Source organism: Allobosea psychrotolerans (assembly GCF_002917105.1).
GTDB lineage: Bacteria > Pseudomonadota > Alphaproteobacteria > Rhizobiales > Beijerinckiaceae > Allobosea > Allobosea psychrotolerans.
Map to the genome: position 1 here is coordinate 282,090 of NZ_PQFZ01000006.1, position 25,305 is coordinate 307,394.

The 25,305-nt window shown below is 64.9% G+C and carries 26 protein-coding genes, 1 tRNA gene and 1 riboswitch; of the genes, 7 read left to right on the forward strand and 20 right to left on the reverse strand.

What is annotated here, in order from left to right; translation table 11 throughout:
• Nucleotides 1-57: 57 nt before the first annotated feature.
• From CYD53_RS13290 to crcB, 11 genes are all read right to left on the reverse strand, one after another.
• Complete coding sequence (locus tag CYD53_RS13290) at nucleotides 58-1,287, reverse strand: GTP-binding protein (RefSeq protein WP_103718558.1); 1,230 nt, start codon at nucleotides 1,285-1,287, stop codon at nucleotides 58-60.
• 172 nt (nucleotides 1,288-1,459) lie between these two features.
• Nucleotides 1,460-3,118 carry an OFA family MFS transporter gene (locus tag CYD53_RS13295; protein WP_103718559.1) on the reverse strand — a complete coding sequence of 553 codons (1,659 nt, stop codon included), beginning with the start codon at nucleotides 3,116-3,118 and terminating at the stop codon, nucleotides 1,460-1,462.
• A gap of 212 nt (nucleotides 3,119-3,330) precedes the next feature.
• The gene (locus tag CYD53_RS13300; RefSeq protein ID WP_103718560.1) at nucleotides 3,331-3,603 is read right to left on the reverse strand and encodes a formate dehydrogenase subunit delta; all 273 of its coding nucleotides are present in this window, start codon (nucleotides 3,601-3,603) and stop codon (nucleotides 3,331-3,333) included.
• Nucleotides 3,600-4,442 (reverse strand): formate dehydrogenase accessory sulfurtransferase FdhD, encoded by an 843-nt coding sequence (fdhD, locus tag CYD53_RS13305; RefSeq protein WP_103718561.1) that lies wholly within the window; start codon nucleotides 4,440-4,442, stop codon nucleotides 3,600-3,602. The genes CYD53_RS13300 and fdhD overlap by 4 nt, the downstream gene beginning before the upstream one ends.
• On the reverse strand, nucleotides 4,429-7,311 hold the full coding sequence (gene fdhF / locus CYD53_RS13310) for a formate dehydrogenase subunit alpha (RefSeq protein WP_103718562.1): 2,883 nt from the start codon (nucleotides 7,309-7,311) through the stop codon (nucleotides 4,429-4,431). Before fdhF ends, fdhD begins: the two co-directional genes overlap by 14 nt.
• 10 nt (nucleotides 7,312-7,321) lie before the next feature.
• Nucleotides 7,322-8,905: a formate dehydrogenase beta subunit gene (locus CYD53_RS13315; RefSeq protein WP_103718563.1), complete on the reverse strand. Its 1,584-nt coding sequence runs from the start codon at nucleotides 8,903-8,905 to the stop codon at nucleotides 7,322-7,324.
• Nucleotides 8,902-9,384: an NAD(P)H-dependent oxidoreductase subunit E gene (locus tag CYD53_RS13320; protein ID WP_245928217.1), complete on the reverse strand. Its 483-nt coding sequence runs from the start codon at nucleotides 9,382-9,384 to the stop codon at nucleotides 8,902-8,904. The genes CYD53_RS13315 and CYD53_RS13320 overlap by 4 nt, the downstream gene beginning before the upstream one ends.
• A gap of 230 nt (nucleotides 9,385-9,614) precedes the next feature.
• On the reverse strand, nucleotides 9,615-10,529 hold the full coding sequence (locus CYD53_RS13325; protein WP_342751699.1) for a LysR family transcriptional regulator: 915 nt from the start codon (nucleotides 10,527-10,529) through the stop codon (nucleotides 9,615-9,617).
• Between the two features lie 200 nt (nucleotides 10,530-10,729).
• A complete protein-coding gene (locus CYD53_RS13330) occupies nucleotides 10,730-11,179 on the reverse strand; it encodes a Ros/MucR family transcriptional regulator (RefSeq protein ID WP_092172186.1) in 450 nt (149 codons plus the stop codon).
• A gap of 578 nt (nucleotides 11,180-11,757) precedes the next feature.
• Entirely contained in the window at nucleotides 11,758-12,102 is a 345-nt protein-coding gene (locus CYD53_RS13335) for a DUF190 domain-containing protein (protein ID WP_103718625.1), read from the reverse strand.
• Between the two features lie 2 nt (nucleotides 12,103-12,104).
• Nucleotides 12,105-12,500 (reverse strand): fluoride efflux transporter CrcB, encoded by a 396-nt coding sequence (crcB, locus tag CYD53_RS13340; RefSeq protein WP_103718565.1) that lies wholly within the window; start codon nucleotides 12,498-12,500, stop codon nucleotides 12,105-12,107.
• A gap of 197 nt (nucleotides 12,501-12,697) precedes the next feature.
• A riboswitch (Fluoride riboswitch) is annotated at nucleotides 12,698-12,759 on the reverse strand.
• Nucleotides 12,760-12,918: 159 nt separating this feature from the next.
• On the opposite strand from crcB, the gene CYD53_RS13345 reads away from it, so the two are divergent.
• Entirely contained in the window at nucleotides 12,919-13,389 is a 471-nt protein-coding gene (locus CYD53_RS13345; RefSeq protein WP_146055914.1) for a hypothetical protein, read from the forward strand.
• An 85-nt stretch (nucleotides 13,390-13,474) separates the two neighbouring features.
• Here the strand turns inward: CYD53_RS13345 and CYD53_RS13350 are convergent, their stop codons facing one another.
• The 3 genes from CYD53_RS13350 to CYD53_RS13355 form a co-directional block, all read right to left on the reverse strand.
• The gene (locus CYD53_RS13350; protein WP_425428290.1) at nucleotides 13,475-14,602 is read right to left on the reverse strand and encodes an MFS transporter; all 1,128 of its coding nucleotides are present in this window, start codon (nucleotides 14,600-14,602) and stop codon (nucleotides 13,475-13,477) included.
• A 65-nt stretch (nucleotides 14,603-14,667) separates the two neighbouring features.
• A complete protein-coding gene (locus CYD53_RS31005; RefSeq protein ID WP_425428291.1) occupies nucleotides 14,668-15,006 on the reverse strand; it encodes a DUF6538 domain-containing protein in 339 nt (112 codons plus the stop codon).
• A 102-nt stretch (nucleotides 15,007-15,108) separates the two neighbouring features.
• Nucleotides 15,109-15,184, reverse strand: a tRNA-Ala gene (locus tag CYD53_RS13355).
• A gap of 133 nt (nucleotides 15,185-15,317) precedes the next feature.
• Here CYD53_RS13355 and CYD53_RS13360 point away from each other — a divergent pair.
• The 4 genes from CYD53_RS13360 to CYD53_RS30880 all read left to right on the forward strand — a co-directional run bounded on the left by CYD53_RS13360 (nucleotide 15,318) and on the right by CYD53_RS30880 (nucleotide 17,525).
• Nucleotides 15,318-15,608, forward strand: coding sequence for a YggT family protein (locus CYD53_RS13360; protein WP_069688923.1), 291 nt, complete (start codon nucleotides 15,318-15,320; stop codon nucleotides 15,606-15,608).
• 13 nt (nucleotides 15,609-15,621) lie between these two features.
• Entirely contained in the window at nucleotides 15,622-15,936 is a 315-nt protein-coding gene (locus CYD53_RS13365; protein ID WP_103718568.1) for a DUF167 family protein, read from the forward strand.
• A 70-nt stretch (nucleotides 15,937-16,006) separates the two neighbouring features.
• Entirely contained in the window at nucleotides 16,007-16,708 is a 702-nt protein-coding gene (locus tag CYD53_RS13370; RefSeq protein ID WP_103718569.1) for a carbonic anhydrase, read from the forward strand.
• A 148-nt stretch (nucleotides 16,709-16,856) separates the two neighbouring features.
• Nucleotides 16,857-17,525, forward strand: a complete 669-nt coding sequence (locus CYD53_RS30880; protein WP_103718570.1) for a cold-shock protein — start codon at nucleotides 16,857-16,859, stop codon at nucleotides 17,523-17,525.
• A 170-nt stretch (nucleotides 17,526-17,695) separates the two neighbouring features.
• On the opposite strand, the gene CYD53_RS13380 is transcribed toward CYD53_RS30880, so the two are convergent.
• The 6 genes from CYD53_RS13380 to CYD53_RS13405 all read right to left on the reverse strand — a co-directional run bounded on the left by CYD53_RS13380 (nucleotide 17,696) and on the right by CYD53_RS13405 (nucleotide 23,120).
• Nucleotides 17,696-18,268, reverse strand: coding sequence for an MOSC domain-containing protein (locus CYD53_RS13380; protein WP_103718571.1), 573 nt, complete (start codon nucleotides 18,266-18,268; stop codon nucleotides 17,696-17,698).
• Nucleotides 18,269-18,546: 278 nt separating this feature from the next.
• Complete coding sequence (gene bfr, locus CYD53_RS13385; RefSeq protein WP_103718572.1) at nucleotides 18,547-19,032, reverse strand: bacterioferritin; 486 nt, start codon at nucleotides 19,030-19,032, stop codon at nucleotides 18,547-18,549.
• A gap of 104 nt (nucleotides 19,033-19,136) precedes the next feature.
• Nucleotides 19,137-19,424, reverse strand: a complete 288-nt coding sequence (locus tag CYD53_RS13390) for a (2Fe-2S)-binding protein (protein ID WP_181011850.1) — start codon at nucleotides 19,422-19,424, stop codon at nucleotides 19,137-19,139.
• Nucleotides 19,421-19,954: an iron response transcriptional regulator IrrA gene (gene irrA, locus CYD53_RS13395; RefSeq protein WP_103718573.1), complete on the reverse strand. Its 534-nt coding sequence runs from the start codon at nucleotides 19,952-19,954 to the stop codon at nucleotides 19,421-19,423. Before irrA ends, CYD53_RS13390 begins: the two co-directional genes overlap by 4 nt.
• Before the next feature lie 209 nt (nucleotides 19,955-20,163).
• The gene (locus tag CYD53_RS13400) at nucleotides 20,164-21,747 is read right to left on the reverse strand and encodes a DHA2 family efflux MFS transporter permease subunit (protein ID WP_103718574.1); all 1,584 of its coding nucleotides are present in this window, start codon (nucleotides 21,745-21,747) and stop codon (nucleotides 20,164-20,166) included.
• A 179-nt stretch (nucleotides 21,748-21,926) separates the two neighbouring features.
• The gene (locus tag CYD53_RS13405; protein ID WP_245928218.1) at nucleotides 21,927-23,120 is read right to left on the reverse strand and encodes an HlyD family secretion protein; all 1,194 of its coding nucleotides are present in this window, start codon (nucleotides 23,118-23,120) and stop codon (nucleotides 21,927-21,929) included.
• 143 nt (nucleotides 23,121-23,263) lie between these two features.
• On the opposite strand from CYD53_RS13405, the gene CYD53_RS13410 reads away from it, so the two are divergent.
• On the forward strand, nucleotides 23,264-23,941 hold the full coding sequence (locus CYD53_RS13410) for a TetR/AcrR family transcriptional regulator (protein ID WP_181011851.1): 678 nt from the start codon (nucleotides 23,264-23,266) through the stop codon (nucleotides 23,939-23,941).
• A 410-nt stretch (nucleotides 23,942-24,351) separates the two neighbouring features.
• Entirely contained in the window at nucleotides 24,352-25,305 is a 954-nt protein-coding gene (locus CYD53_RS13415) for a phosphoribosylaminoimidazolesuccinocarboxamide synthase (protein ID WP_103718576.1), read from the forward strand.

Genomic DNA, 25,305 nt, shown 5'->3' on the forward strand with positions numbered 1-25,305 from the left:
CGTCGCACAAGACGCGATCCGGAGCTCGCCACTAGAGCAATCTCCAATCCGAAAAGCTCAGGCCGCCTGCCGGTCCCAGGCGGGGAACGGGTCATCGAGCGCGAGCAGGGCTTTCGAGAGGCCTGTCGTGGAACTTCCGGTCAGGCAGGCGTCGAGCGCGGCACGGATCGCGGCCTCGTCCATCTCCGGTCCGCCGATGAAGACCAGCTCCTGCCGGCGGTCGCCCCAGATTTCCGACCAGTGTCGGCGCATCAATGAGGCGAACTCCTCCGAACGCGGCCAGCGTTCCTTCGGCACCGCCGCCCACCAGCTGCCCAGCCCTTCGGTCCGCGTGATCCGTCCGGCGAGCGAGTATTCGCCGACCCAATGCGGCCGCGTCGCCAGCCAGAAATGCCCCTTGGCGCGGATCACGCCGGGAAAACGGCGGTTCATCAGCGCGTGCAGCTGGCGCGGATGGAACGGCCGCCGCGCCCGGTAGACGAAGGAGCGGATGCCGTATTCCTCGGTTTCCGGCACATGGTCGCGGAAGCCGAACAGCTCCTTGTGCCAGAGCGGATGCGTTTCCGCCTTCTCCTCGTTGAAGAGCCGCGTGTTCAGCACCTGGTCGAGCGCCACCCGGCCGAAATCCGCCTCGACGATCCGGGCATCGGCATTGAGCCCGCGCACGACGCGGCGCACCTTGTCGCGCTCCCCGGCCGAGACCTCGCCGGCCTTGTTGATCACCACGACATCGGCGAATTCGATCTGTTCGACCAGGAGATCGACCAGCGTGCGCGCATCGCCCTCCCCGGCGGTCTCGCCGCGATCGCCGAGGAAGTCGCGGCTATCGTAATCGGCGAGCAGGTTGATCGCGTCGACCACGGTCACCATCGTGTCGAGCCGCGCGACATCGTCGAGCGAGCGGTCCTCCTCGTCACGGAAGGCGAAGGTCGCGGCGATCGGCAATGGCTCCGCGATGCCGGTGCCTTCGATCAGCAGGTAGTCGAAGCGGTTCTCGGCCGCAAGCCGGCGCACCTCGCTCAGGAGATCGTCGCGCAAGGTGCAGCAGATGCAGCCATTGCTCATCTCGACCAGCTTTTCGTCTGTTTTGGACAGGTCCGCCCCGCCCTCGCGCACGAGATCGGCGTCGATATTGACCTCGCTCATGTCGTTGACGATGACCGCGACGCGCTTGCCCTCGCGATTGCTCAGGATGTGGTTGAGCAAGGTGGTCTTGCCGGCCCCGAGGAAGCCGGAGAGCACGGTCACCGGCAGGCGGCGGTCGGTCAGAAGCGGGGCTGGAAGCATGACGGGCTCGGGTGATTGCGGAGTATTTCTGTTACATTATAACATACCTCTTCTGTCAACCCGCGAAACCGCAACTCCGTCCAAGCCCCGGGAAAGCGCCCGGGAAAACCATCCAAGAAAAAGGCCCGCATTGGATGATGCGGGCCTTGCTATCCTCATTGCTCCGACTGCCTCAGCGGAACAGCGCCAGCGATTTGGAGAGGGTGATCCAGACGCCCCAGGCCAGCGGAATGCCGACCACAGCCCAGGCGAGCAGCGCCGTGCCGTCGAAGCCGCCCTTGCCGATGCCGAAGGAGCCATGCGGGCCGCTCGCCGCGGCGCTGGCGGTCCTGGCCTGGAGGGCTGCGACGTCCGCATCCCTCATGAACCATTTCTGCACCACCGGCCGGACAAGCAGATTGGCGAGGAAGCCCGCCACCAGCATGCCGGCGAGGATATACATCGTCCGGTCATAGACCTGAGCGCGCGGCACGCCGGCGCTGATCTGCGCCTCGCGGATATAATTGACCACGACCGGCCCGATGATGCCCGCCGTCGACCACGCCGTCAGCAGACGGCCATGGATCGCGCCGACGAACTGGGTGCCGAACATGTCGGCGAGATAGGCCGGCACGGTGGCGAAGCCCCCGCCATACATCGACAGGATGATGCAGAAGAAGGCGATGAACAGAGCCAGCGACCCGGCATGGGCGGCCCAGGGCGAGAGCCCGTAGAGCACGATGCCGAGGCCGAAGAAGGTCGCATAGGTCAGTTTGCGGCCGAGCTTGTCCGAGAGTGAGGCCCAGAAGAAGCGCCCGGCGATATTGAACAGCGAGAGCAGGCCGACGAAGGCCGCGGCGATCGTGGCGATCTGCTTCTTCTGCTCGGCGTCGAGCGCGGCGAACCCGATCTCGGGCTTGCCGATCAGCGAGCCGGCGAAGATCTCCTGCAGCATCGGCGAAGCCATGCCGAGCACGCCGATGCCGGCCGAGACGTTGAGGCAGAGCACGGCCCAGATCAGCCAGAACTGCGGCGTCTTATGCGCGTCGTTGAGATGGACATGACCCGAGGTGATCATCGCGTTCTGGGTCGCCGGCGGGGTCCAGCCGTCCGGGCGCCAGCCCGAAGGCGGGATGCGGTAACCGAAGGCGCCCGCCATCATGAAGACGAAATAGATCGCCGCCATCACCACGAAGGTCTGCCAGACGCCGACCGAGCTCGGGGTCTTGAACGCGTTCATCAGGATGTCGGCGAGGGGCGAGCCGATCATCGCGCCGCCGCCGAAGCCCATGATCGCCATGCCGGTCGCCATGCCGCGACGGTCGGGAAACCATTTCACCAGGGTCGAGACCGGCGAGATGTAGCCCAGGCCCAACCCGATGCCGCCGATGACGCCCGAGCCCAGCCACATCAGCCAGAGCTGGTGGGTGTAGACGCCGAGCGCCGAGATCAGGAGGCCACCGCACCAGCACAGAGCCGAGACGAAGCCCGCCCGGCGCGGGCCGACGCGCTCGAGCCAGCCGCCCCAGAGCGCAGCCGAGGAACCGAGCAGCACGAAGAACAGCGTGTACATCCAGCCGAGATCGGCGACCTTCCAGTCGCAGGCGGTGGTGAAGAGCGAGCCGATCAGCCCGACATCGGCCGCACAAGTGACCGGCTTGGTGACGCCGATGGCCTGGCTGAGCGGCAGCCAGAACACGCTGAAGCCATAGGCCATGCCGATGCAGAGATGGATGCAAAGCGCCGCCGGCGGCACCAGCCAGCGGTTGAAGCCGGCCTTCGCGATGATCCTCTCCCGGTCCAGCAGACCCGGGGCAGGCGAAACCTGCCCGATATCCTGTGCGATGCTCATGTCAGTTCCCTTTCCCCAAGATTCTCTCGACCACGTCGCATTCGGACGGCTTCGTCCGAATGCAAAAAACGTGATCGATTCCAAAGATTTAGAGCATTGCTCGCGCGAGAAACCGGTGCCCACTTTTTCGCGCAATGCTCTAATCGGGCCGGGTTGCTCCCGGCTCGTTGAAATCGCCTTGTGCACGCCTTTTTCAGGCGCGCTCTGCTCCGCTATCCACCCCGCGCCGGCCTGATCAGCGCCAGGGCGCGCCGCACAAGGGGGTGGAGCTCCTGGGAATCGCCGTTGAAGGCGGCGAGGAAATCCTCGCGCATGCGCCGGCTCCAGAACTGGTTGATGTGATCGGCGATGGCGGGCACCGCCTGCGCGTCGGGATAGGATTTGAAGAAATCGGCGATCTGCCCGGCCATGCGCGCCAGCTTCTCGCGCTGCTCGGCCTTGTGGGCGGCCTGTACCTCGTTCGTCGGCAGCACAGCCTCACTCATCGTGCCTGCGTCTCCAGTTCCGGTGCCAGCGCCCCGGCGAAGACGATGCAGCCATCGTCACGGGCGACGCAGACGAGATTCAAGCCGAGCCGCTTCGCCCGCTCGATCGCGAGCGAAGTCGGCGCCGAGATCGAGACCAGCGTGCCGGCCCCGAAGATCGCAGCCTTCTCGACCATCTCGAAGGAGGCGCGGCTGGTGACGAGCACGAAACCACTGCTGGCGTCATGGCCGGCGCGCAGACGCGCGCCGATCAATTTGTCGAGCGCGTTGTGCCGGCCGACATCCTCGCGCGCCGCCAGGACCGCACCCGTGGCATCACACCAGACGGCGGCATGGACGGCATGGGTGAGCCGGTTCAAGGGCTGGTGCCGCTCCAGGCTCGCCAGGGCCGCATGGATGGCGCTACGCGCGATCGGTTGGCCATCCCGCGCTCCCGCCCGCGCCATCGGCAGTTCGCTCAGCGTCTCGACGCCGCAGAGCCCGCATGAAGTCCGGCCCGAGAGATTGCGCCGCCGCGCCAGGTGCTCGCGGAAACGTCCGGGCGCGAGATCGACCGTGGCGACGATGCCGTCCGGCTGTGGCTGGACCGCGATGCCCCTGATCTCGTCGATACCGGTGACGATGCCCTCGGTCAGGCTGAAGCCGGCGACGAAATCCTCGAGATCGGACGGCGTCGCCATCATCACAGCGTAGGGCAGGTTGCCATAGACGATGCTGACCGGCGCCTCGACGGCGACCTCGGCGCTGACTGCCAGGCCCCGGCCGCCATCGAAGCGGACCGGCTCGGCCGGCACGGCACAGGACGCCGGCGGCTGGGCGGGCGGGCTACTCCGCGGCATCGGGCAAACGCCCCGTGATCCGGCGCAGCGAGATGTCTTCCTCGCGGTTGCGCTCCTGCCATTGCGAATAATAATTCGTCCGCCTGACCTCGACCGCCGTCACCTTGTATTCCGGGCAGTTGGTCGCCCAATCCGAGAAATCCGTGGTGATGACGTTGGCGCCGGTCTCGGCATGGTGGAAGGTCGTGTAGACCACGCCCGGCTGCATCCGCTCCGAGACCTCTGCGCGCAGCGAGATGTCGCCGGAGCGGCTGGCGAGCGCGACGAGATCGCCGGATTTGATGCCGCGATTCTCGGCGTCGAAGGGGTGGATCTCCAGCACGTCCTCGTCATGCCAGGCCGAATTGGCAGTGCGCCGCGTCTGCGCGCCGACATTGTATTGCGAGAGGATGCGCCCCGTTGTCAGGATCAGCGGGAAGCGCGCCCCGGTGCGCTCCTCGGTGGGCACGTATTCGGTGATCATGAACTTGCCCTTGCCGCGCACGAAGCGGTCGACATGCATCACGGGCGTGCCGGTCGGGGCCTTGTCATTGCAGGGCCATTGCACCGAGCCGAGCTTGTCGAGCTTGTCATAGCTCACCCCGGCGAAGCTCGGCGTCAGCCGCGCGATCTCGTCCATGATCTCGCTGGGATGGGCATAGGCCATCTCGTAGCCGAGCGCCCGGGCGAAATCGATCGTGACCTGCCATTCGGCCTTGCCCGAGAGCGGCGCCATCACTTGCCGGACGCGGTTGATGCGGCGCTCGGCATTGGTGAAGGTGCCGTCCTTCTCCAGGAAGGAGGAGCCCGGCAGGAAGACATGGGCGTATTTCGCCGTCTCGTTCAGGAAGAGATCCTGCACCACGACGCATTCCATCGCAGACAGGCCGGCGGTGACATGCTGCGTGTTGGGGTCGGACTGGGCGATGTCTTCGCCCTGGACATAGAGCGCCTTGAAGCTGCCGCCGACCGCCTCGTCCAGCATGTTGGGGATGCGCAGGCCCGGCTCCACATCGAGCGGCACGCCCCACATCATCTCGAAGATCTGGCGCGTCGCATCGTCCGAGACATGGCGGTAGCCGGTGAACTCATGCGGAAACGAGCCCATGTCGCAGGCGCCCTGGACATTGTTCTGGCCGCGCAGCGGATTGATGCCGACGCCGTCGCGCCCAATATTGCCGGTCGCCATGGCGAGATTGGCCATGCCCATAACCATGGTCGAGCCCTGGCTGTGCTCGGTGACGCCGAGCCCATAGAAGATCGCACCATTATCGGCGGTAGCGTAGAGCCGCGCTGCGGCGCGGACATCGGCGGCCGGCACGCCGGTGAACTCCTCGCTCGCCTCGGGCGAATTATGCGCCTGCGCGATGAAGCGGGCCCAGATCTCGAAATCGGCGAGGTCGCAGCGCTCGCGGACATAATCCTCGGCGACCAGCCCTTCGGTGACGACGACATGGGCAATGGCGTTGATCAGCGCCACATTGGTGCCGGGCAGGAGCTGAAGATGGTGTTCCGCCTTGATATGGGGCGACTTCACCATGTCGATCCGGCGCGGATCGGCGACGATGAGCTTGGCGCCCTGGCGCAGGCGCTTCTTCATGCGCGAGGCGAAGACGGGATGGCCGTCCGTCGGATTGGCGCCGATCACCAGGATGACGTCGGCCTTGGCGACCGATTTGAAATCCTGCGTGCCCGCCGAGGTGCCCAGCGTCGTCTTCAGGCCGTAGCCGGTCGGCGAATGGCAGACACGGGCGCAGGTATCGACATTGTTGTTGCGGAAGCCGGCGCGCACCAGCTTCTGCATGAGGAAGACCTCCTCATTGGTGCAGCGCGACGAGGTGATGGCGCCAAGCGATTCCCGGCCATAGCGCGACTGGATGCGCTTGAACTCGGACGCCGCGTGGTTGATCGCCTCCTCCCATGACACCTCGCGCCAGGGATCGGTGATCTTCTCCCGGGTCATCGGCTTGGTGATGCGGTCCTTATGGGTCGCATAGCCCCAGGCGAAGCGGCCCTTGACGCAGGAATGGCCCTCATTGGCCTTGCCGTCCTTGTAGGGCACCATGCGGACGACCTTGTCGCCCTGCATCTCGGCCTTGAACGAGCAGCCGACCCCGCAATAGGCGCAGGTCGTGACCTTGGAATGCTCGGGCTGGCCCATCTGGATGACGCTGTTCTCCATCAGCGTCGCCGTCGGGCAGGCCTGCACGCAGGCGCCGCAGGAGACGCATTCGGAGCCCAGGAAGTCGGTCGGCCCCGGCGCGACGCGCGAATCGAAGCCGCGGCCCGTGATCGTCAATGCGAAGGTGCCTTGCACCTCCTCGCAGGCGCGTACGCAGCGATTGCAGACGATGCATTTCGTCGGGTCATAGGTGAAATAGGGGTTGGAGGTATCCTTGGCCAACCAGTTCTCATTGGCGAGGCCGTCCGCGGTTTTGGCGAAGACGTGGTTCTCGCCCTCATAGCCATAGCGCACCTCGCGCAGGCCGACCGCGCCCGCCATGTCCTGCAATTCGCAATCGCCATTGGCCGAGCAGGTCAGGCAATCCAGCGGATGGTCGGAGATGTAGAGCTCCATCACGCCCTTGCGCAGCGTCGAGAGCTGCTCGGTCTGCGTGCGGACGACCATGCCCTCCTCGGCCGGGGTGGTGCAGGAGGAGGGCGTGCCGCGCCGGCCCTCGATCTCGACCAGGCAGAGCCGGCAGGAGCCGAAGGGTTCGAGCATGTCGGTGGCGCAGAGCTTCGGGATCTTGGTGCCGACGCTCATCGCAGCCGCCATCACCGAGGTGCCGGCCGGGACCGTAACGCTCTGCCCGTCGATCGTCAGCGTGACCTGCTTTTCGGAAACGCGGATCGGCGTGCCGAAATCGATCTCCTTGATCAGGCTCATGACAGGCTCCTCATTCGGCGGCCAGGGCAGCGACCGGCCGGTCGAAATCCTCGGAAAAATGGTTCAGCGCGCTCATCACCGGCATCGGGGTCAAGCCGCCCATGGCGCAGAGCGAGGCCTCGGTCATCAGGCGGTTGAGATCGCGCAGGACCGCGATGTTCTTCGGGCGTTCGGTGCCGGCGATGATGCGGTCCATCACCTCGACGCCGCGCACCGCGCCGATGCGACAGGGCGTGCACTTGCCGCAGGATTCCTTGGCGCAGAATGCGAAGGCGAAGCGGGCTTGCCTGGCCATGTCGACCGTGTCGTCGAAGACGACGATGCCGCCATGGCCGAGCATCGCCTTGATCGCAGCCAGCGCCTCGTAATCCATGGCGACGTCGAGCTGGGCAGCCGTGAGGTAGGCGCCGAGCGGCCCGCCGACCTGCACGGCGCGGATCGGCCGGCCCGACAATGTGCCGCCGCCCATATCCTCGATGATCTCGCGCAGCGAGATGCCGAAGGCGAGCTCGATCAACCCGCCGCGCCGGACATTGCCGCCGAGCTGCACCGGCAGCGTGCCGCGCGAGCGGCCCATGCCGTAATCGGCATAAGCCTTTGCGCCATGCTGGAGAATCCAGGGCACGGCCGCGAAGGAGAGCACATTGTTGACGACGGTCGGCTTGCCGAAGAGCCCTTGCAGGGCCGGCAGCGGCGGCTTGGCCCGCACCAGCGCGCGCTTGCCCTCCAGGCTTTCGAGCAGCGAGGTCTCCTCGCCGCAGATATAGGCGCCGGCCCCCAATCGCACTTCGACATGGAAGGCATGGCCCGAACCCAGCACGGAATCGCCCAGGATGCCGGCATTCTCCGCCTTCAGGATGGCGCGCCGCAGGCTGCGATGCGCATGCGGATATTCCGAGCGCAGATAGATGAAGCCCTTGGTCGCACCGACCGCGACGGCGGCGATCGCCATGCCCTCGATCAGCAGGAAGGGGTCGCCCTCCATCAGCATCCGGTCGGCGAAGGTGCCGCTGTCGCCCTCATCGGCATTGCAGACGATGTATTTCTGCTCCGCTTGTGCGTCGTGCACCGTCCTCCATTTGATGCCGGTCGGGAAGCCCGCGCCGCCGCGCCCGCGCAGGCCTGAGGCCTTCACCGTCTCGACGATCGCCCCTCCGGTCATCGCCAGCGCAGCTTTGAGCCCGGCAAGGCCGCCATGGGTGCGATAATCGGCAAGCGAGAGCGGGTCGATGACGCCGATACGCGCAAAAGTCAGGCGCTGCTGGCGCTTCATCCAGTCGAGTTCTTCGGTGACGCCCAATCGCAGCGCATGGGCGCCGCCGGAGAGGAACCCCGCCTCGAACAGCCCCGCGACATCCCTGGCCGCCACCGGGCCATAGGCGATACGTCCCTCCCCGGTCGCGACCTCGACCAGGGGCTCCAGCCAGAGCATGCCGCGCGAGCCGTTGCGGACGAGCTCGATCGCGACGCCGCGCGCCTGCGCCTCGCGAAGGATCGCCTGCGCGACGCCCTCGGCCCCGACCGACAGGGCGGCGGCATCGATCGGCACGAAGATCTTGACCGGGGCGAGGATTTTGACAGGAGACTGGCTCATGCGCGCACTCCCGCCTGGGAGCCGCAGAGCGCGGCAAGTCGGTCCGCATCGACACGGCCGATCAGTTCGCCATCGACCAGCGCGGCGGGTCCCAGCGCGCAATTGCCAAGGCAATAGACCGTCTCGACCGCGACATCCGCCTTGGCCTGATGATCATCGACCGCGATGCCGTGCTCGCGCGCCAGCTCCGCGACCAGCGCTTCGCAGCCCAGAGCCTGGCAGGCCTCGGCGCGGCAGAGCTTGATCACGCGCCGGGGCGGCGGAGTGGTCCGGAAGTCGTGATAGAACGAGATCGTCCCATGGATTTCGGCGCGCGACAGGTTCAGAGCCTCGGCGATCAAGGGCACCGCCTGCGGGTCGACATGGCCGAACTCATCCTGCAGCGCGTGCAGGATCGGCAGCGTCGCGCCTTCGAGATGCGCAAGGCCCGCAATGATCGAGCGCGCGCTATCCTGGTCCCAGGCGGGGTATGCGGCCATCATTCCTCCATTCGACGCGGTTCACCCGACGATCGCTTTTGATGAATGGTGCTCCATACTGGAATGATTTCAAATCGTTTGTTCCAACTGAATGATAGTCTGTGACTATCATGATGTGCCGATCGACGCAGGCTTGCGCCCATAACGCCTGAGAGACCGCAATAATCTTCGCTTATCGCGGCGTTTCGCGCTGCAGCATGATCTTGGTCCGAAAAATCGATAGACCTCGACTATCGGACGATCGGCCGTCGTGGCAGCGCCGCTTCGGCGACGGCGCGCGACATCATCAGAAGGTTCCTGGTCAGCGGCGCGAAGGGCTGTCTGTCGGCCACGATCAGGCCGATCGTGCGCTGCGTCTCGGGCTCGACCAGCGGCAGGGCCTTGGTGCCCAGGGGCACGCCGAAGAATTCCAGCAACTGCAGCGAGACGATGCTGGAAACACCCTGAATGCCGGCATGCGAGCACAGATTGAAGATCGAATTGGTCTCGATCGCCGGCCTCGGCGCAAGCCCGACCGAGCGGAAGATGCCGTCGATGATGCGCCTGTTCTGCATGTCGGAGGTCAGCAGGCAGAGCTTGAGTTCGCCGGCCTCGGCCCAGGAGATCGTCTCATAGCCGCCGAGCGGGCCATCCTCTCGCGTCAGCAGGACATAGGATTCCTGGTAGATCGGCTTCGAGATCACCCGGTCGAGTGGCTCGTTGTCGAGATAGGTCAGGCCGACATCGAGCTCGAAATTGTCGATGCGATCCTGGATCTCGTTCGACGTCAGCGACAACACCGTCAGGGAGACCGCCGGATAGCGCGAGGAGAATGGCGCGGTGATATGGGCGATCATCGGCAGGGCGGTCGGGATCGCACCCAGCCTGATACGGCCGCTGACGCCCTCCTTCAGTTCCGCGATCGATTCCTTCATCAGATCGGCTTCGGCGAGGATGCGCCTGGCATGGGCGAGCACGACCTCGCCCTCCTTGGTCAGCCCCTGGAAGCGCCGCCCGCGCTCGACGATCAGCACGCCGAGCTCCTCCTCGAGCTGGACGATGGCCGCCGACAAGGTCGGCTGCGAGACATGGCAGGCCTCGGCCGCCCGGCGGAAATGCTTCTCGCGGGCCAGCGCATCGAGATAGATCAACTGACGGATGATCATGGCGGCGGACGAGCCCGAACGGGTTGGCGGCGCGGAAACAAGCGCAGTCAAGAGCTACTGCGCCGGCGCATGGACAGGCAAGCGCGCCGCGTGGGCCGGGGCAGGCCGGAGCCGCAGCCCTTCAAAACAAAACGCCGCGCGAAGAGCGCGGCGTCCATATGCGACAACAGGCTTTCGCGGGCTTCCGCAAAAGCGACCGATCAGGCCGGGACCTTCTTGCTGCGACGGGCCGGCTGGGCGGAACGCGCAGCGGCGGCCTTGCGGCCGAGGCCCATCGTCTTGGCCAGAGCGGAGCGCGCCTCGGCATAGTTCGGCGCGACCATCGGATAATCCGCCGGCAGGCCCCATTTCGTGCGGTACTCGGCCGGCGTCATGCCGTAGGAGACGCCGAGATGCCGCTTCATCGACTTGAACGCCTTGCCATCCTCCAGGCAGATGATGGCGTCGGGCGTCACCGACTTCTTGATCGGCACCGCCGGCACGAGCGGCCCTGCGGGAGCTGCAGCCGGCTCCTCGCCAAGACCGGCGAGCGCGGCATGGGTGCTGGCGATCAAGCCGGGCAGATCGGCGCGCGGAACATTGTTATGCGCGACATAGGCCGCGACGACCATCGCCGAGAGGCCAATAAGCGCTTCGCTATCGTCGGACATTCTTCGACCCTAGACTTGAGAAAACATGCGCTAATATTGCTCTACATCAAGGCAGAAGCAAGGCCTTATAGAGAAGCTGGCAGCTTTAGCTGCCCGAAAACTCTAGCCGCAAATGCAGATCGCCCAAGGAGGGAGCAACCTGCTTGCACAAAATGCCGTTACCCGCCGCGACACCAGCGGCGAGCCGGAAATACAACGCCATTCGCGTGCGCTGACAATGAAACGGGGATGAGCCAAAGCATTGGGCGAGAGGCTGGCCGACGCGGCACGGCCTGCCGCCTTGCGCCGCTGCCTGGACATCCACCAGGCCTTTCAACGATCTACGAGAAAAGCCTGGCGGAGCTGAGGGGACGAGAACTGACGGAAATATATAAGCAATATCAATTATTTATGGCACGTCGAGCAGCGGAATGGCACCATAGTTGTGTACCAGCTATTTATAGCGTCTTTTCACGTGCACACTCTCCACAGCAAGAGCGGTGATACCCTCCGCCACGGCTGCAGCTTCCTTTTCCTTAGTGATGTTCCCCGCCCGCCCGATGCTTCGTAGCGAGGCGGCGCGCTCTGTCGTCCCTCGGTCACCGGGCCTTGTTGTTCGAGCCATATTGCAACACCTGAACCTTTTCGAGCGTGACGAGCCCGCTTCCCATCATCGCATCCAGGACGGGTAGGAATTCATCGATCTTGTCCTGGCTCTCGACGATTTCGACTACGATCGGCAAGTCCTCGGAGAGGCGCAGGATCTTTGCGGTGTGGAGGCGGCTCGAATGGCCGAACCCCATCGGTCCGCGCAGGATCGTTGCACCGGCCAGGTGCATCTCGCGGGCTTTCAGCACGATCGCCTCATAGAGTGGCTGGCCCTGCCAGCGGTCGCTTTCGCCAATGAAGACCCTGAGCAGCATTGCATCGTGCGGCAGTTCCATCATCAGGCTCCTTTCAATCCGCTAACGGTGGCCGCAATCAGGTGGCCGATCCAGACAGCGAGAAGGCAGAGCAGGAGCGACAAGCCGATATTGGCGCCTGCTCGTAACATCTCTCCGTCACGCACGAGGTTGAGGGTTTGCAGGCTGAACGACGAAAAGGTCGTATAGCCGCCGCACAGCCCGACCATCACGAACTGGCGAACATCGCTGCTGACTAGGAAGCGGCTATCGGTGCCGGTGAAGGTCGCGAAGAAGCCGATGATTAAGCAGCCGAGGACGTTCACCAGGATCGTGCCCCATGGAAACGTCTCGCCGAAATGATTGGCGATAAAACCCGAGCACCAGTAGCGGGCGGCGCCGCCGAGTGCACTGCCAGCCATGATCCAGAGATAGATCATTGCTCGGCGCCTTTGAGGATGCGTTCACGATTACAGGCATCGCGGGACGCGCGAGCCTCGAACAGAGGCACGCTCATGGGCCAACTACTCTCCATCACACATCCTCCTTCCGGCTCCGGGGCCGGCGATGAAAGGGCGGCGGGAGGTAACAAAAAACCCGCCGGCGGCGGGTTTCGGACGCACCCCTACCGCGCTTTCGCTTGGTAGGAGTCATCAGCCCAAAGGGCGGTTACAGGGGAACTCCATCCCCTCAGAATGTCCACAAAACCTAAGCACTCAGCCGGGCACCGTCAACGTGATGCAGCATGCAGAGGTGGCGTGGTTCGTGCTATGCTGTCCACAACCACGCGTGCCCTTGCTGAGGCGCAGTTCAGAGAGCTGATCGCGCAGGAAGGCGGGAATGTCCGAGGAGCGAGACATGGCTTCTCTGTCGACCTGGAGCCTCTACGGTCTGACGCATCGGCGAGAGGTCCGATGCCTGGCCTCGGCATTCATCGGCGAAATCGCAGCCATTCTGCGCGTGATCGAAACACACGATATCGTTTCGACACTCGAACTGGCGGCGGCCGATGCTAACGGGGCACACGCCCTCCCGAGCCTCCAATTGCCACCATTCACGATTTACACCTCGGATGCGGCCGGGCTCGACAAACTGCCTTTGCCGGCGCCGCGCCAGATCGCCTATTTCTATACGCAGATGGCGTCCTTCCAGAACGACCTCACTGCGTTCTTGGCCGAAGCCCACCACGGCAATGGCAGCGGGCGCACAGGCGAAATGCGACGCATGCTCTCCGAGCTGGAGGAGGCGCTTGCCCTTGGTAACGACATTCTCCGTCGCTTGCGCCCGCTCGTCTCGCGCGGGCAGCCTATGTCTCTGATGCGGGCCTGAGCGTCAAATGCACCGCCGCGTTCGACGCAGCGGATGGTCGTCATGGTGACGGCCGCCCCCTGGAACACATTGGCGTAGCCGAACCTCACGGGGCTTCTTTCAGGCGGTGCCGTATGAGGAAGAGCCCGACGAGAGCCACGGTGGTGAAGCCCGCGCCGGCAAGAAACGTCGCAGCCGGGCCATAGCTGTCCCAGAGCCCGCCTGCGATGACACTGGCCATGAGCATCGAGATGCCACCTGCCAGATTGAACACACCGTAAGCCGTACCCCTTAGGTCGGCCGGGGCGGTATCTGCGACCAGTGTGGCGAGCAGACCTTGCGTAAATCCCATGTGCAGGCCCCAGACGGCGACACCCAGCATCATCATCGGGATGCCTGAGCCAAGAGCGAGAACAAGATCGGCAACGATGAGGAGCGCGGCCCCAACCAGCAGGACGCCGCCACGTCCCACTTTGTCGGACAGCACTCCGGCAGGATAGGCCGCAAGCGCGTAGACCACGTTCATCACCACCAGAACGGCAGGCACCAATGCCACTGGCATACCGACATTCTGGGCCCGCAGCACCAGGAAGGCCTCGGAAAAGCGGGCCAGAGTCAGGACCGTCGCAACAGCGACCACCGCCCAGAACGCGCCGGTCAGCCGCTTGGCGTCGCTGAGTTTGAGAGGCGGCTTCGCCGATCGAGCCTGACTGCTCGGCTCCTCGACCCCGAAGACGATCAGCGCAAAGGCAATGAAGCCGGGGATCACTGCGATCCAGAACACAAAGCGAAAGTTGTCCGAGGTGAGAGCCATCAGACCTATGGCCAGCAGCGGGCCGATGAACGCCCCGGTCGTATCCAGCGACTGGCGCAAGCCAATGCTCGCTCCCCGGAGGTCCGGTGGGGCGAGATCGGCCACGAGTGCATCGCGGGGCGCGCCTCGGATACCTTTACCGATCCGATCGACAAAGCGAGCCGCAACGAGCCAGCCGACCGAGCCGGCCAAGGGGAACGCTGGTTTGGTGAAAGCCGCTAGGCCATAACCGATTGCAGCCAGAAGCTTGCGCTTGCCGAGCCAGTCCGAAAGCGCCCCTGAAAATATCTTAGTGATGTTGGCGGTCGCCTCGGCAATGCCCTCGATGAGACCGACCGTCAGGGTCGAAGCGCCGAGTACTGTCACCAGATAGACCGGCAGGAGCGCGTGGATCATTTCGGATGAGATGTCCATGAACATGCTCACCAAGCCGAGTGCCCAGACTCCTCGCGGGATTTGGGACAACTTCGTTCCAGGACGTTCGTTCATCCGCAAGGAGGCCTCTTCTTGATCGAAGGTGGCGGAAGGGATCGGCGCAGCTTGACCGAGTCCGACGAGGAAGGTCGACGCCGCAGATCATGGCGCAGGTAATCGCCTGCGCGGCGGTGAAGGCAGCTGCGGCGCTCTGTCGCTCCAGGGTCGTCGAACTCGGCTTCGACTTTGATGCGTTCGATGCGAACCCGGCGCTTGGCCTCCGCCCCGTCGGAGGTTTTTAGCGATCCTGATCTCCCCTTGCGGATGCCGGGCCTCAGCGCGTCCGGCACACGGACCCGGAGGCACCAGGCATTTCCGCGCTGGAGGAGGCGTCCAGGGCGGCGCGCCATCAGCGTTCGCTATGCGTTATGGACCAGAAATGTGGACCACACAGCACGCCAACGCGCTGCAATCAAACAGTTTTCGGGGAGATCAACGACTTACGTCGGGCCTGGTGGAGCTGAGGGGAATCGAACCCCTGACCTCTGCAGTGCGATTGCAGCGCTCTCCCATCTGAGCTACAGCCCCAAGGCGCTGGCCTTCTAGGCCGTGCGTCGCGTGGATGTCAATCACCCGCATCACGACTTCGCCCATGACGTCGTCGCGGGGTCGGCGGAAGCATCGCGCTGCCGGTCAACACTGATTCTCAAGAGGAATGCCGATGCGTGCCGTTCTCGATGTGGTGATGCTCGCCTTGAACATCTACACATGGCTCCTGATCGCATCGGCCGTGCTGAGCTGGCTGATCGCCTTCAATGTCGTCAACACGCGCAACCAGTTCGTCGCGACAGTCTGGGATTCGCTCTACAAGATCACCGAGCCGGCGCTGCGGCCGATCCGCGAACGCCTGCCCAATCTCGGCGGCATCGACATCTCGCCGATCATCCTGCTGCTGCTGATCTTCTTCATCCAGAGCATTATCGTCCGCTACATCTACCCGGCCGTCTTCTAGAGCCGGGGTTTGCGTGCCGGCCTGGCGCGCATCGCAAGGCGGCCTCGTCCTCTCCGTCAGGCTGACGCCGCGCGGCGGGCGCGATGGGCTCGACGGCATCGAGACCCTGGCCGATGGGCGCGAGGTCGTGAAGATCAGGGTCCGCGCCGCCCCCACCGAGGGGCAGGCCAATGCGGCGCTGATCGCCTTCCTGGCCAAGCTCATGGGCCTGCCGCGCTCGCGGGTGACGCTGGTCGCGGGCGCCTCGGCCCGCTTGAAGACAGTCCTCCTGGAGGGCGATGTGACGACGCTTCTGGCGCGGCTGGAGACATGTCTCGCAACCGGATGACCGGTTTCCGCCCGACGCTGCGACGCAACATGCGCTTGACGAATGCCTCCGCATCCTGTTCGAGAAGGGCATGGACAAGCCAGCGGCCCCATTCCCAGAACGCCTGACCGAAGGCTATCGCAATTTTCTCGACGACCGCTTCGATCGTGAGAGAAGCCGCTACGAGGAACTCGCCGATAGCGGGCAGACGCCGAAGATCATGCTGATCGGCTGCTGCGATTCGCGCGTCTCGCCCGAAGTGATTTTCGATGCACGCCCAGGCGAGATGTTCGTCGCCCGCAACATCGCCAACCTCGTGCCGCCCTTTCAGCCGGACGACCAGCTCCACGGCACCTCGGCTGCGCTCGAATATGGCGTGCAGGCGCTCCGGGTCGAGCATATCGTTATTCTCGGCCATGGCCGCTGCGGCGGCATCCGCGCCTTCGCCGACGACCAGCAGGGGCCGTTGTCCTCCGGCGATTTCATCGGCAAATGGATCACGCTGATCGGCCCCGCCGCGCAACGCACCGGCGGACGCGGCCGCAACGAGACCTTGGAAGACTATGTCGAGAGGCTCGCCCTCGCCTCGATCCAGCAGTCGATCAACAATCTGCGCACCTTCCCTTGCGTGAAAATTCTCGAGGAGAAGGGCAAGTTGCATCTGCACGGCGCCTATTTCGCGGTCGCGACCGGCGTGCTGATGCTGCTCGATCCGGCGACCGGGCAATTCGTCCCGGCTGTCGGGGAGATGCCGAAGAAGGTTCAGATGATCCGCTGCGACGAGCCGGGCTGAGAGCCTCGCGCGGGTGAAAGGTTGAGAGCCCCGTGCGGGTGTGAGGGATGCAACTTTGGGCGCGATAAATTCCTCTCGCGCCCCCGATGACGGCCGGGCTGGCTTGCGCTAGATTGCTGCCTTCCGATCACCGCATTCTTGAAGCTCCATGTTCGACCGTCGCAAGCCTCCCGCTGCCCAGCCTTTCGTCACCCACGAGAATATCGAAGCCAAGGTCAAATGGTTCGACCCCGAAAAGGGGTTCGGCTTTGCCTCGCCGGCCGACGGCTCCGGCGACGTCTTCCTGCATGTTTCGGCCCTCGGCCCGCTCGACCAGCAGGATCTTCAGCCCGGCGCAACGATCATCGCCGATCTCGGCGAGGGCCGGCGCGGCCTCCAGGTCGTCGCCGTTCACGAGATCGACGCCTCGACCGCGCAACCGGCAGCGCCCCGCTCCGACCGCGCGCCCCGTCCCTTCTCGCCGCGCCCGCCGCGTGACGATTTCGGCGGCGGAGGATATGGCGGTGGCTACAATGATCGCGGTGGCGATCGTGGCGGCTATGGCGGCGGCTACAATGACCGCGGCGGCGATCGCGGCGGCTTTGCCAGCCGCGACAGCGGCCCGATGGAAGGCCCGTTCGACGGCGCCGTGAAGTTCTTCAACTCGGATCGCGGGTTTGGCTTCATCGCCCCCGACAAGGGCGGGCCGGACGTGTTCCTGCACGTCTCATCGCTCGGCCGCAGCGGCCTGCAGCCGCCGATGGACGGGCAGCGCGTGCGCTTCTCGATCCGCGCCGGCAAGAAGGGCCCCGAAGCGGCCAATGTCAGCTTCATCTGAGGCGACGTCACGATAGAGCTCCAAGCCCGCTGGGTCGCACCGGCGGGCTTTTTTTGGTCACAGGCTCGAGCTTGCTCGGAACCACGTCGTCATCCCGGGACAACCTCCGGCCGCCCGGGATGACGGCGTGTTTCAGAGCTGTGTGGCAGTCCCTAGAGTTGCTGCGGCGCTCAGACCCGCTCCAGCGCCCGATGCGGCTGCGCCGGCAATGTGACGCTCACCGCGTCGCCTGGGCGGATCTCGCCGCCTGCCAGCACGATCCCCATGATGCCGGCCTTGCGGATGAGCTTGCCGTTTTTGTCGCGGCCGAGCACGGCGGCGAGAAGCTTTGGTCGGAATGCCTCGATCTGCGCGCAGGGATTACGCAAGCCGGTGATCTCGACCAGCGCGTCAGGCCCCAGCCGCAGTCGCGTCCCGTAGGGCAGGCCGAGCAGATCAAGCCCGCGCGTCAGCAGGTTCTCGCCCATCTGCCCGGGCGCGACGTCGAAGCCCGCCGCGTTCAATTCGTCGAGCAGTTCGGCCTGGAGCAGATGGACCTGGCGCAGATTGGGCTGCGTCGGATCGACCGCGACGCGCGAGCGGTGCTTCACCGTCTCGCCGCAATGGGCGTCGCCCTCGACGCCGAGGCCGGCAAGCAGACGGATCGAAGGCAGGTTCGGCTTGCTGAAGGCATGCCCCGAAGCAGCGCTTACCGCGATGACCTTCGCCGCCAAAACCTGCGCCGCCAGAATTCGCGCCGCCATGACCAGACCTCCGCTTGCCCCGCAATGGCCGCCTTCTGCCACGGCGCCCGGGCGCTGGCGAGCCCGCAGGCGAGCTCAGCAATGCACCGGGACGATCTCGCGCCCTCGCCCATCAACGCGACGTGTCCGGGATGCCGGCCCGGACAAGATGAACGCCAGCCCGCGGGACCGCTCCCTCCCCTGGAGGGCCGGATCAAGAGCGCCCACTCCAAACGCAGGAGCGCCGGACCCGCATGGCGGATCCGGCGCGGGATCGCGTAACTGGAAAGAATGAAGGCTCAGTGGCCCTCGTCGAGCCCGCCGACATGCTTCTGGGTGTAGAGCTCCAGCCCGATGCGCCCGATCAGTTCGAGCTGCGTCTCCAGGAAGTCGATATGGCCTTCCTCATCCTTCATCAACGCCTTGAACAGCTCCTCGGAGGGGTAATCGCCGACCTCGCGGCAATACTTCGCCGCTTCCTGATAGAGCGCGCGCGCCTCGATCTCGGCCTTGAGATCGCACTCGATCACTTCGGGGACGGTCTCGCCGATCCGCAGCGCATCAAGCGTCTGCATGTTCGGGAAGCCTTCGAGGAAGAGAATCCGGTCGACGAAGCGGTCGGCATGGACCATCTCCTCGATCGACTCCTTCTTCCAAGTCTTAGCCATCTCCTTCAGACCCCAATTATCGAGAATCCGGTAATGCAGCCAATACTGGTTGATAGCCGTGAGCTCCGAGCGAAGCCCCTTATTGAGATATTCGATGACCTTCTTGTCACCCTTCATGGCGGAGTTCCTTGGCGTTACATTAGAGAGAGCCTAATGTAGCTGGAGCTCTTATGGAAGGAAAGGCCGTAAGTTACGCGAAAGCGCTTTTCTGCTTTGGCGATTCAGGCCGCGGCACGGTCGCTGGCGATCTCCAGCCCATCCATCATCTGGCCGATGGAGACATGCACGGCGCATTCGATGTCGCGGCTGGCGCAGGAGCCGCACTGGCTCATGCAGGCGGCGCGCGCCTCGGCCAGGATCGCGCGGACCTGCCGGGCGCAGCCGCCGCAGCTGGCGCTGCAACCAAGGCAGTCATAAGCCTGGTTCGCCGTCGCCGGGCCACTGCCATCAGGAGCGATCGTGCCCTTGATCTGCCGGCACGACAGGACGTTGCAGGAGCAGACGATCACGCGTGACGGCCCCCAGTCATGCGCGTCTCGATCTCCGCGCCATCGGCGCGGCGCAGCCGCACGATGACCTCGACCGAGGCGATCTCCATGCCTTCCGGCGCCTGCGGCAGGCCGGCGACCTGGATCGTCGAACCCGGGATGTCGACGACCGTCTCGTCGTCCTCGTTGTAGAAATGGTGGTGCTCGGAGACATTGGTGTCGAAGAAGGTCTTCGGCCCCGAGACCGAGACCTGGCGCAGCAGCCCGGCTTCCGAGAATTGGCGCAGCGTGTTGTAGACGGTGGCAAGCGAAAGCGGCTCGCGGGCGCGGATCGCCTCCTCATAGAGCATCTCGGCGCTGACATGGCGGTCGCCCTTGGCGAAAAGCAGCCAGCCCAGGGCCATGCGCTGGCGCGTCGGGCGCAGGCCCGCCGTGCGCAGGCGCGCCTTCACCGCGCTGATCGGGCAGGAGGCCGGGCTTTTCTGCGGCCACGGAATATGGTCCGCGGCAATGCGGGGCTGACCCAGGTCCTTCGCAGGCAAAACACTCATGAATAACGCCTTCCGACAAGGCCGGCTGACCGGCTTCGCAGTTTAGAAAACGTCTAAACTACTGATATTGTTGTTATATTTGTCGGATCGACAGGGAAATGTCAATCTGAGCAGATGCGACATGACGCATCAGGCAGCGACGGTCCGCGCGATCTCCGCCGTCATTCCGGGGCGGTCCGAAGGGCCGACCCCGGAATCACTGCGTGGTCTCAATGCCCGCCGCCGGCCGGCGCGGCCTTGGGCGGCTTGCTCATGAACAGCGCCATCAGCACGAGCACGCCAAAGATCAGGGTCAGCCCGAGGAAGACGTCGCCGAAGGCCATGATCAGCGCCTGCTTATGGGCGCGCTGGTTGATCAGGGCCAAGGCCATCGACTGGGCGGCGTCGCCGAAATCGGAGAAACGCTGCGTCAGCGCCGCGATGTTCTCCTCGGCGATCTGGCGACCCGCCGCGACCATTTCATGCAGCCGCGTGATGTGCAGGTCGGTGCGCGTGTTCAACACCGTGTTGATCAGGGCCAGCCCGACGGCGCCGCCGAGATTGCGGGTCAGGTTGTACAGGCCCGAGGCGTTCTTGAGCTGATGTGGCGACAAGGTGCCGAGCGCGAGATTGTTGATCGGCACCATGCACAGCATCAGCGAGCAGCCGCGCAGGATCTGCGGGACCAGCAACTCGTAGAAATCCCAATCCGCCGTGATCCCGGACGCGATATAGGTTCCCAGGGCAAAGCCGCCGAAGCCGATCATCATCATCACGCGCGGGTCGAGCTTGGTCGAGAGCCGCCCGGCAATCGGCGCGGTCAGGAACATGCACAGGCCGGTGACGAACATCGTCTCGCCGATCATCAGCGCGTCATAGCCGCGGATGCGCCCGAGATAGACCGGGTAGAGATAGGTCAGCCCGTACAGCCCGATCCCCATGCAGAAGGAGAACAGCGAGCCGAAGGCGAAGTTGCGGTTGGTGAAGGCGTAGAGATCGACCAGCGGGTCGTCCCGCGTCAGTGCCCGCCAGAAGAACAGGATCGCGCCGGCGACCATCACGCAGGAGAAGAACACGATCTCATGGCTCTCGAACCAGTCGAGCCGCGTGCCTTCCTCCAGCACATATTCGAGGCTGCCGAGGAAGGAGGCCATGCCGATCAGGCCGAGCCAGTCGAAGCGCTTCAGCAGCCCGGCCTGCGGCTTGTCGAAATCGATCAGCGTCCAGGCGGCGATCGAGACGCAGATGCCCGGCACGACATTGACCAGGAACAGCCAGTGCCAGGAGAAGGCATGGCTGAGATAGCCGCCGACGGTCGGCCCGATCGTCGGGGCGAGCGTCGCCACGAGCCCGATGATCGGCGAGACGATCGGCCGCTTGGAGGCCGGGAAGATGGTGAAGGCTGCGGCGAACACGCCGGGGATCATGCCGCCGCCGATGAAGCCCTGGATGGCGCGCCACAGGATCATCTCGTTGATCGAGGACGACGTCGCGCAGAGCACGCTCGAAATGGTAAAGCCGGCGGCCGCGATCGAGAAGAACACCCGCGTCGAGAAGGCGCGGCTCAGATAGCCCGAGAGCGGGATCATGATCACTTCGGCGATCAGATAGGCGGTCTGGACCCAGGCGATCTCGTCCGAGGAGGCGGACAAACCGGCCTGGATCTCGGCGAGCGAGGCCGAGACGATCTGGATGTCCAGGATTGCCATGAACATGCCGAAGACCATCGCGATGAAGGCGAAGATCCGCCGCCTCGGAATGGCGTCCTCCCTCGCAGGGGCGCCGGCTGGACTGGTCAGCGTCGCGGTGGCCATGGCGGGCCGCCTTTCAATGTGCTCGGCGAGAGGACTTGGGAACCCGAGCCCTCATCCTGAGGAGCGCCAGAGGCGCGTCTCGCGCGATGGTCCAGGGGGCGCTGAACCATCCCTTGAGACACCATTTCCAGTGAAATGGCTCCTCAGGATGAGGGCTCGGGCTATCTCGAAGCGATGCCTCAGCGCTGCGAAGCAGGCCGCGGATCGATGCTCACCACGACCGACATGCCCGGGCGCAGCACATGCTTGCCGGCCGATTCCGGCGCGAGCGCGATGCGCACCGGCACGCGCTGGACGATCTTGGTGAAATTGCCCGTCGCATTGTCGGGCGGCAGCAGCGTGAAGACCGAGCCCGTGCCGCCGGCGATGCCGCTGACCTTGCCCTCGAAGACCTGGCCGGGCAGCGCATCGACCGTGATCGAGGCCTTGTCGCCGATCTTCAGGGGGCCGACCTGCGTCTCCTTGAAATTCGCATCGACATAGACCTGGTCGAGCGGGACGATCGACATCAGGCGCTTGCCGGCGCTGACGAGGTCGCCGAGCTGGACGTTGGTGTTGGCGACGAGCCCGTCGATCGGCGCGGTGATCTTGGTGAATGTGAGGTCACGTGCGGCTTTCTGCTCGGCCACCTTGAGCTCGTCGGCCTGGCGAGCCGCCTCGACGCGCTGCGCCTTCAGCACCTCGACATTGGCGTCGGCCTGCACGACGCCGGCCTTGGCGCTCGCCAGAGAGGCGACAGCCTGGTCGCGCGCCGCCCTGGCGGCGTCGAGCGTGGCCTGCGACCCGTAGGATTTGGCGGCAAGGCTGTTGGCACGATCGAAATCGGCAGCCGTGCGGGTGACGGCCGCCTCGGCCGAAGTCTGCTGGGCCCGCGCCTGCACCAGTGCGGCACGGCCGGCCTCGATCTGGCTGTCGATGCGCAGCAGCGTCGCGGTGGCCGTCGCGCTCTTGGCCCTGGCGCTGTCGAGCGCGAGGCGCCAGTCGCCGTCGTCGAGCGCCACCAGCGGCTGGCCGGCCTTGACCTCCTGGTTCTGCACCACGGAAACCGTCGCGATATTGGCCGCGAGCTTGGCCGAGATCGTCGCCATCTCGGCGCCGACATAGGCGTCGTCGGTCGAGACGATGAAGCGGCCATTCTTCAACCAATCGACGCCGTACCAGGCGCCGACGCCCACGGCCGCCGTCGCCAGCAGCATCAGGCCGGCCCGGCGCAAGCCGCCGCGCTTCGCCTTCGGCGCCACAGCCGTCTCGGCCGCGGCCGGGGGCGCAGCCTCGCCGGGCTGGCGGGCATGGGCGGGCTGCGTGGTATCCATGGCGGGGTCGACCAGCTTCAGCCGGTCGCGACGCTGGTCGGTGATGGTCTCGGCGGACATGGCAGCATCCTGGCGAAAATCAATTCGAACCAACAGGTTCGATTTCGGTTGAAATAACGCCATCGATGGCGCATATCAAGAGAAATCGAACCAGTCGGTTCGATTCTTTTTCAGGGGCGGCCGAGAGGCGCCGGATGGACAGTATGAGTGAAACACTTGAGCGGGCGGTTAAGCCGACATCGCGAAATCGGCGCATCGCAGGGGCGGACCCCGACAAGCGCCGCCAGATTCTCGATGGCGCGCATGAAGTCTTCACGGCGCGCGGCTTCGATGCGGCGAGCGTGAGCGACATCGCCGCCGCCGCGAACGTCTCCAAGAGCACGCTCTATGTCTATTTCGAGGATAAGGAACATCTCTTCGTCGCTTTGATCGAGCGGGAGCGCGAGGCGCAGAAGCGCGGCCTTTACGAGATCTTGAACAGCGATCTCGATTTCGCCGAGGGGCTCGCGGGCTTCGGCGAGGGGCTGGCGCGCATGCTGACCAGCGATTTCGCCGTCAGCGCCCACCGCATCGTGCTCGGCGTGGCCGAGCGCATGCCCGATCTCGGCAAGGAGTTCTACGAGCGCGGCCCTGGATACGGCACCCAATGCCTCGCGGGTTACCTTGCCCGCCAGGTCGAGAAGGGCGTGCTCGACATCGACGACACCGAGCTCGCAGCCATGCAGTTCCTCGATCTCTGCCAGTCGACCCTGGTGCGCCCGCGCCTGTTCAACGCCAAGCGCAGCCCCGCCCCCGAGGCCGAGATCAAGCGTGTCGTCGCCTCGGCCGTCACGATGTTTCTCGCCCGCTATGCGCGGAAGCCGGCGAAAGCGGGTTCCTGAACCGCGGATTTGCCGGGCCTGGCCACTCAAATCAAAACGCGCGGTCATCCTGGGCGACCGCAGGTCGTCCCGGGATCCATCGGAGGGCGTCATTCTCGGGCTTGCCCTGAGAATCTCATGACCAGAGCGCTCTGGCTTCAGAGATGGCCGGGTCAAGCCCGACCATGACGCGCTTGGGATCCGGGGCCGCTCCGCGGAGTTTATCCTTGGGCCGATCAAAGATCGGACGCGGGGGCTTCGGCCAGGATGGCGGCGCGGCTGAATGATCGCTCGGCGCTTGGATGCCGTTCAATCCATTGCCCGTCAGGCTCGCAATATCCGACGATCCCGCTTGACCCCGCAGGCCTGCGCGATTTTAAGCGGTTGCAAGCCTTGCGTTCACCAGCCTGCGCTCCAGCGAAAGACCCCCGATGAGCGATTCCCGCGTTCTGTCAGATGCGTTCATTCCGGAACTGCCGAACCGCTACAACGGCAAGGTCCGCGAGAATTACGATCTGCCCGATGGCCGCCGCATCATCATCGCGACCGACCGCCTGAGCGCCTTCGACCGGATCCTGACCGCTATCCCGTTCAAGGGTCAGGTGCTGACCCAGACGGCGCGCTACTGGTTCGAGGAAACCGCCGATATCTGCCCCAACCATGTGCTCGCCTATCCCGACCCCAACGTCGTGATCGGCACCAGGCTCGATATCCTCCCGGTCGAGATCGTCGTGCGCGGCTATCTCGCCGGCACAACCAGCACCTCGATCCTGACCAAGTACAGGAACGGCGAGCGCGAGATGTACGGCTTACGCCTGCCCGACGGTCTGCGCGACAACGAAAAGCTGCCCGAAGCGATCATCACCCCGACCAGCAAGGCCTTCGACGGTGGCCATGACGAGCCCTTGTCGGGCGCCGAGATTCTGTCGCAGGGGCTGTTGAGCCAGGAACAATGGGACACGGTCTCGCGCTATGCGCTGGCGCTGTTCGCGCGCGGCCAGGCCCGCGCCGCCGAGCGCGGCCTGATCCTCGTCGACACGAAATACGAGTTCGGCACCGACAAGACCGGCGCCATCATCCTCGCCGACGAGATCCACACTCCCGACAGCAGCCGCTACTGGGTCGCCGACAGCTATGAGAAGAGCCTGACTGAGGGAACCCGCCCGGTCAGCTTCGACAAGGACTTCGTCCGCGCCTGGGTCGCGGCGCGCTGCGACCCCTACAAGGACCCGATCCCGGCGATTCCCGCCGCGCTCGTCGAACAGACCTCGCGCGTCTATATTCAGGCCTATGAGATGATCACGGGCAAGAGCTTCGTACCCGATCTCTCCGGCGCGACGGTTCTCGCCCGCATCCGGGCGAATCTCGCACCCTATTTCACCTGA

Coding starts and splice junctions, on each gene's coding strand:
- CYD53_RS13295 (WP_103718559.1), bottom strand. CDS start 3,118: ATGAGCATCGCACAGGATATCGGGCAGGTTTCGCCTGCCCCGGGTCTG.
- CYD53_RS13400 (WP_103718574.1), bottom strand. CDS start 21,747: ATGGCCACCGCGACGCTGACCAGTCCAGCCGGCGCCCCTGCGAGGGAG.
- irrA (WP_103718573.1), bottom strand. CDS start 19,954: ATGAGTGTTTTGCCTGCGAAGGACCTGGGTCAGCCCCGCATTGCCGCG.
- CYD53_RS30880 (WP_103718570.1), top strand. CDS start 16,857: ATGTTCGACCGTCGCAAGCCTCCCGCTGCCCAGCCTTTCGTCACCCAC.
- CYD53_RS13380 (WP_103718571.1), bottom strand. CDS start 18,268: ATGGCGGCGCGAATTCTGGCGGCGCAGGTTTTGGCGGCGAAGGTCATC.
- CYD53_RS13330 (WP_092172186.1), bottom strand. CDS start 11,179: ATGTCCGACGATAGCGAAGCGCTTATTGGCCTCTCGGCGATGGTCGTC.
- CYD53_RS13325 (WP_342751699.1), bottom strand. CDS start 10,529: ATGATCATCCGTCAGTTGATCTATCTCGATGCGCTGGCCCGCGAGAAG.
- CYD53_RS31005 (WP_425428291.1), bottom strand. CDS start 15,006: ATGGCGCGCCGCCCTGGACGCCTCCTCCAGCGCGGAAATGCCTGGTGC.
- bfr (WP_103718572.1), bottom strand. CDS start 19,032: ATGAAGGGTGACAAGAAGGTCATCGAATATCTCAATAAGGGGCTTCGC.
- CYD53_RS13290 (WP_103718558.1), bottom strand. CDS start 1,287: ATGCTTCCAGCCCCGCTTCTGACCGACCGCCGCCTGCCGGTGACCGTG.
- fdhF (WP_103718562.1), bottom strand. CDS start 7,311: ATGAGCCTGATCAAGGAGATCGATTTCGGCACGCCGATCCGCGTTTCC.
- CYD53_RS13370 (WP_103718569.1), top strand. CDS start 16,007: ATGGACAAGCCAGCGGCCCCATTCCCAGAACGCCTGACCGAAGGCTAT.
- crcB (WP_103718565.1), bottom strand. CDS start 12,500: ATGATCTATCTCTGGATCATGGCTGGCAGTGCACTCGGCGGCGCCGCC.
- CYD53_RS13315 (WP_103718563.1), bottom strand. CDS start 8,905: ATGAGCCAGTCTCCTGTCAAAATCCTCGCCCCGGTCAAGATCTTCGTG.
- CYD53_RS13345 (WP_146055914.1), top strand. CDS start 12,919: ATGGCTTCTCTGTCGACCTGGAGCCTCTACGGTCTGACGCATCGGCGA.
- CYD53_RS13360 (WP_069688923.1), top strand. CDS start 15,318: ATGCGTGCCGTTCTCGATGTGGTGATGCTCGCCTTGAACATCTACACA.
- CYD53_RS13410 (WP_181011851.1), top strand. CDS start 23,264: ATGAGTGAAACACTTGAGCGGGCGGTTAAGCCGACATCGCGAAATCGG.
- CYD53_RS13300 (WP_103718560.1), bottom strand. CDS start 3,603: ATGAGTGAGGCTGTGCTGCCGACGAACGAGGTACAGGCCGCCCACAAG.
- CYD53_RS13335 (WP_103718625.1), bottom strand. CDS start 12,102: ATGGAACTGCCGCACGATGCAATGCTGCTCAGGGTCTTCATTGGCGAA.
- CYD53_RS13415 (WP_103718576.1), top strand. CDS start 24,352: ATGAGCGATTCCCGCGTTCTGTCAGATGCGTTCATTCCGGAACTGCCG.
- CYD53_RS13320 (WP_245928217.1), bottom strand. CDS start 9,384: ATGGCCGCATACCCCGCCTGGGACCAGGATAGCGCGCGCTCGATCATT.
- CYD53_RS13350 (WP_425428290.1), bottom strand. CDS start 14,602: ATGTTCATGGACATCTCATCCGAAATGATCCACGCGCTCCTGCCGGTC.
- CYD53_RS13405 (WP_245928218.1), bottom strand. CDS start 23,120: ATGTCCGCCGAGACCATCACCGACCAGCGTCGCGACCGGCTGAAGCTG.
- fdhD (WP_103718561.1), bottom strand. CDS start 4,442: ATGCCGCGGAGTAGCCCGCCCGCCCAGCCGCCGGCGTCCTGTGCCGTG.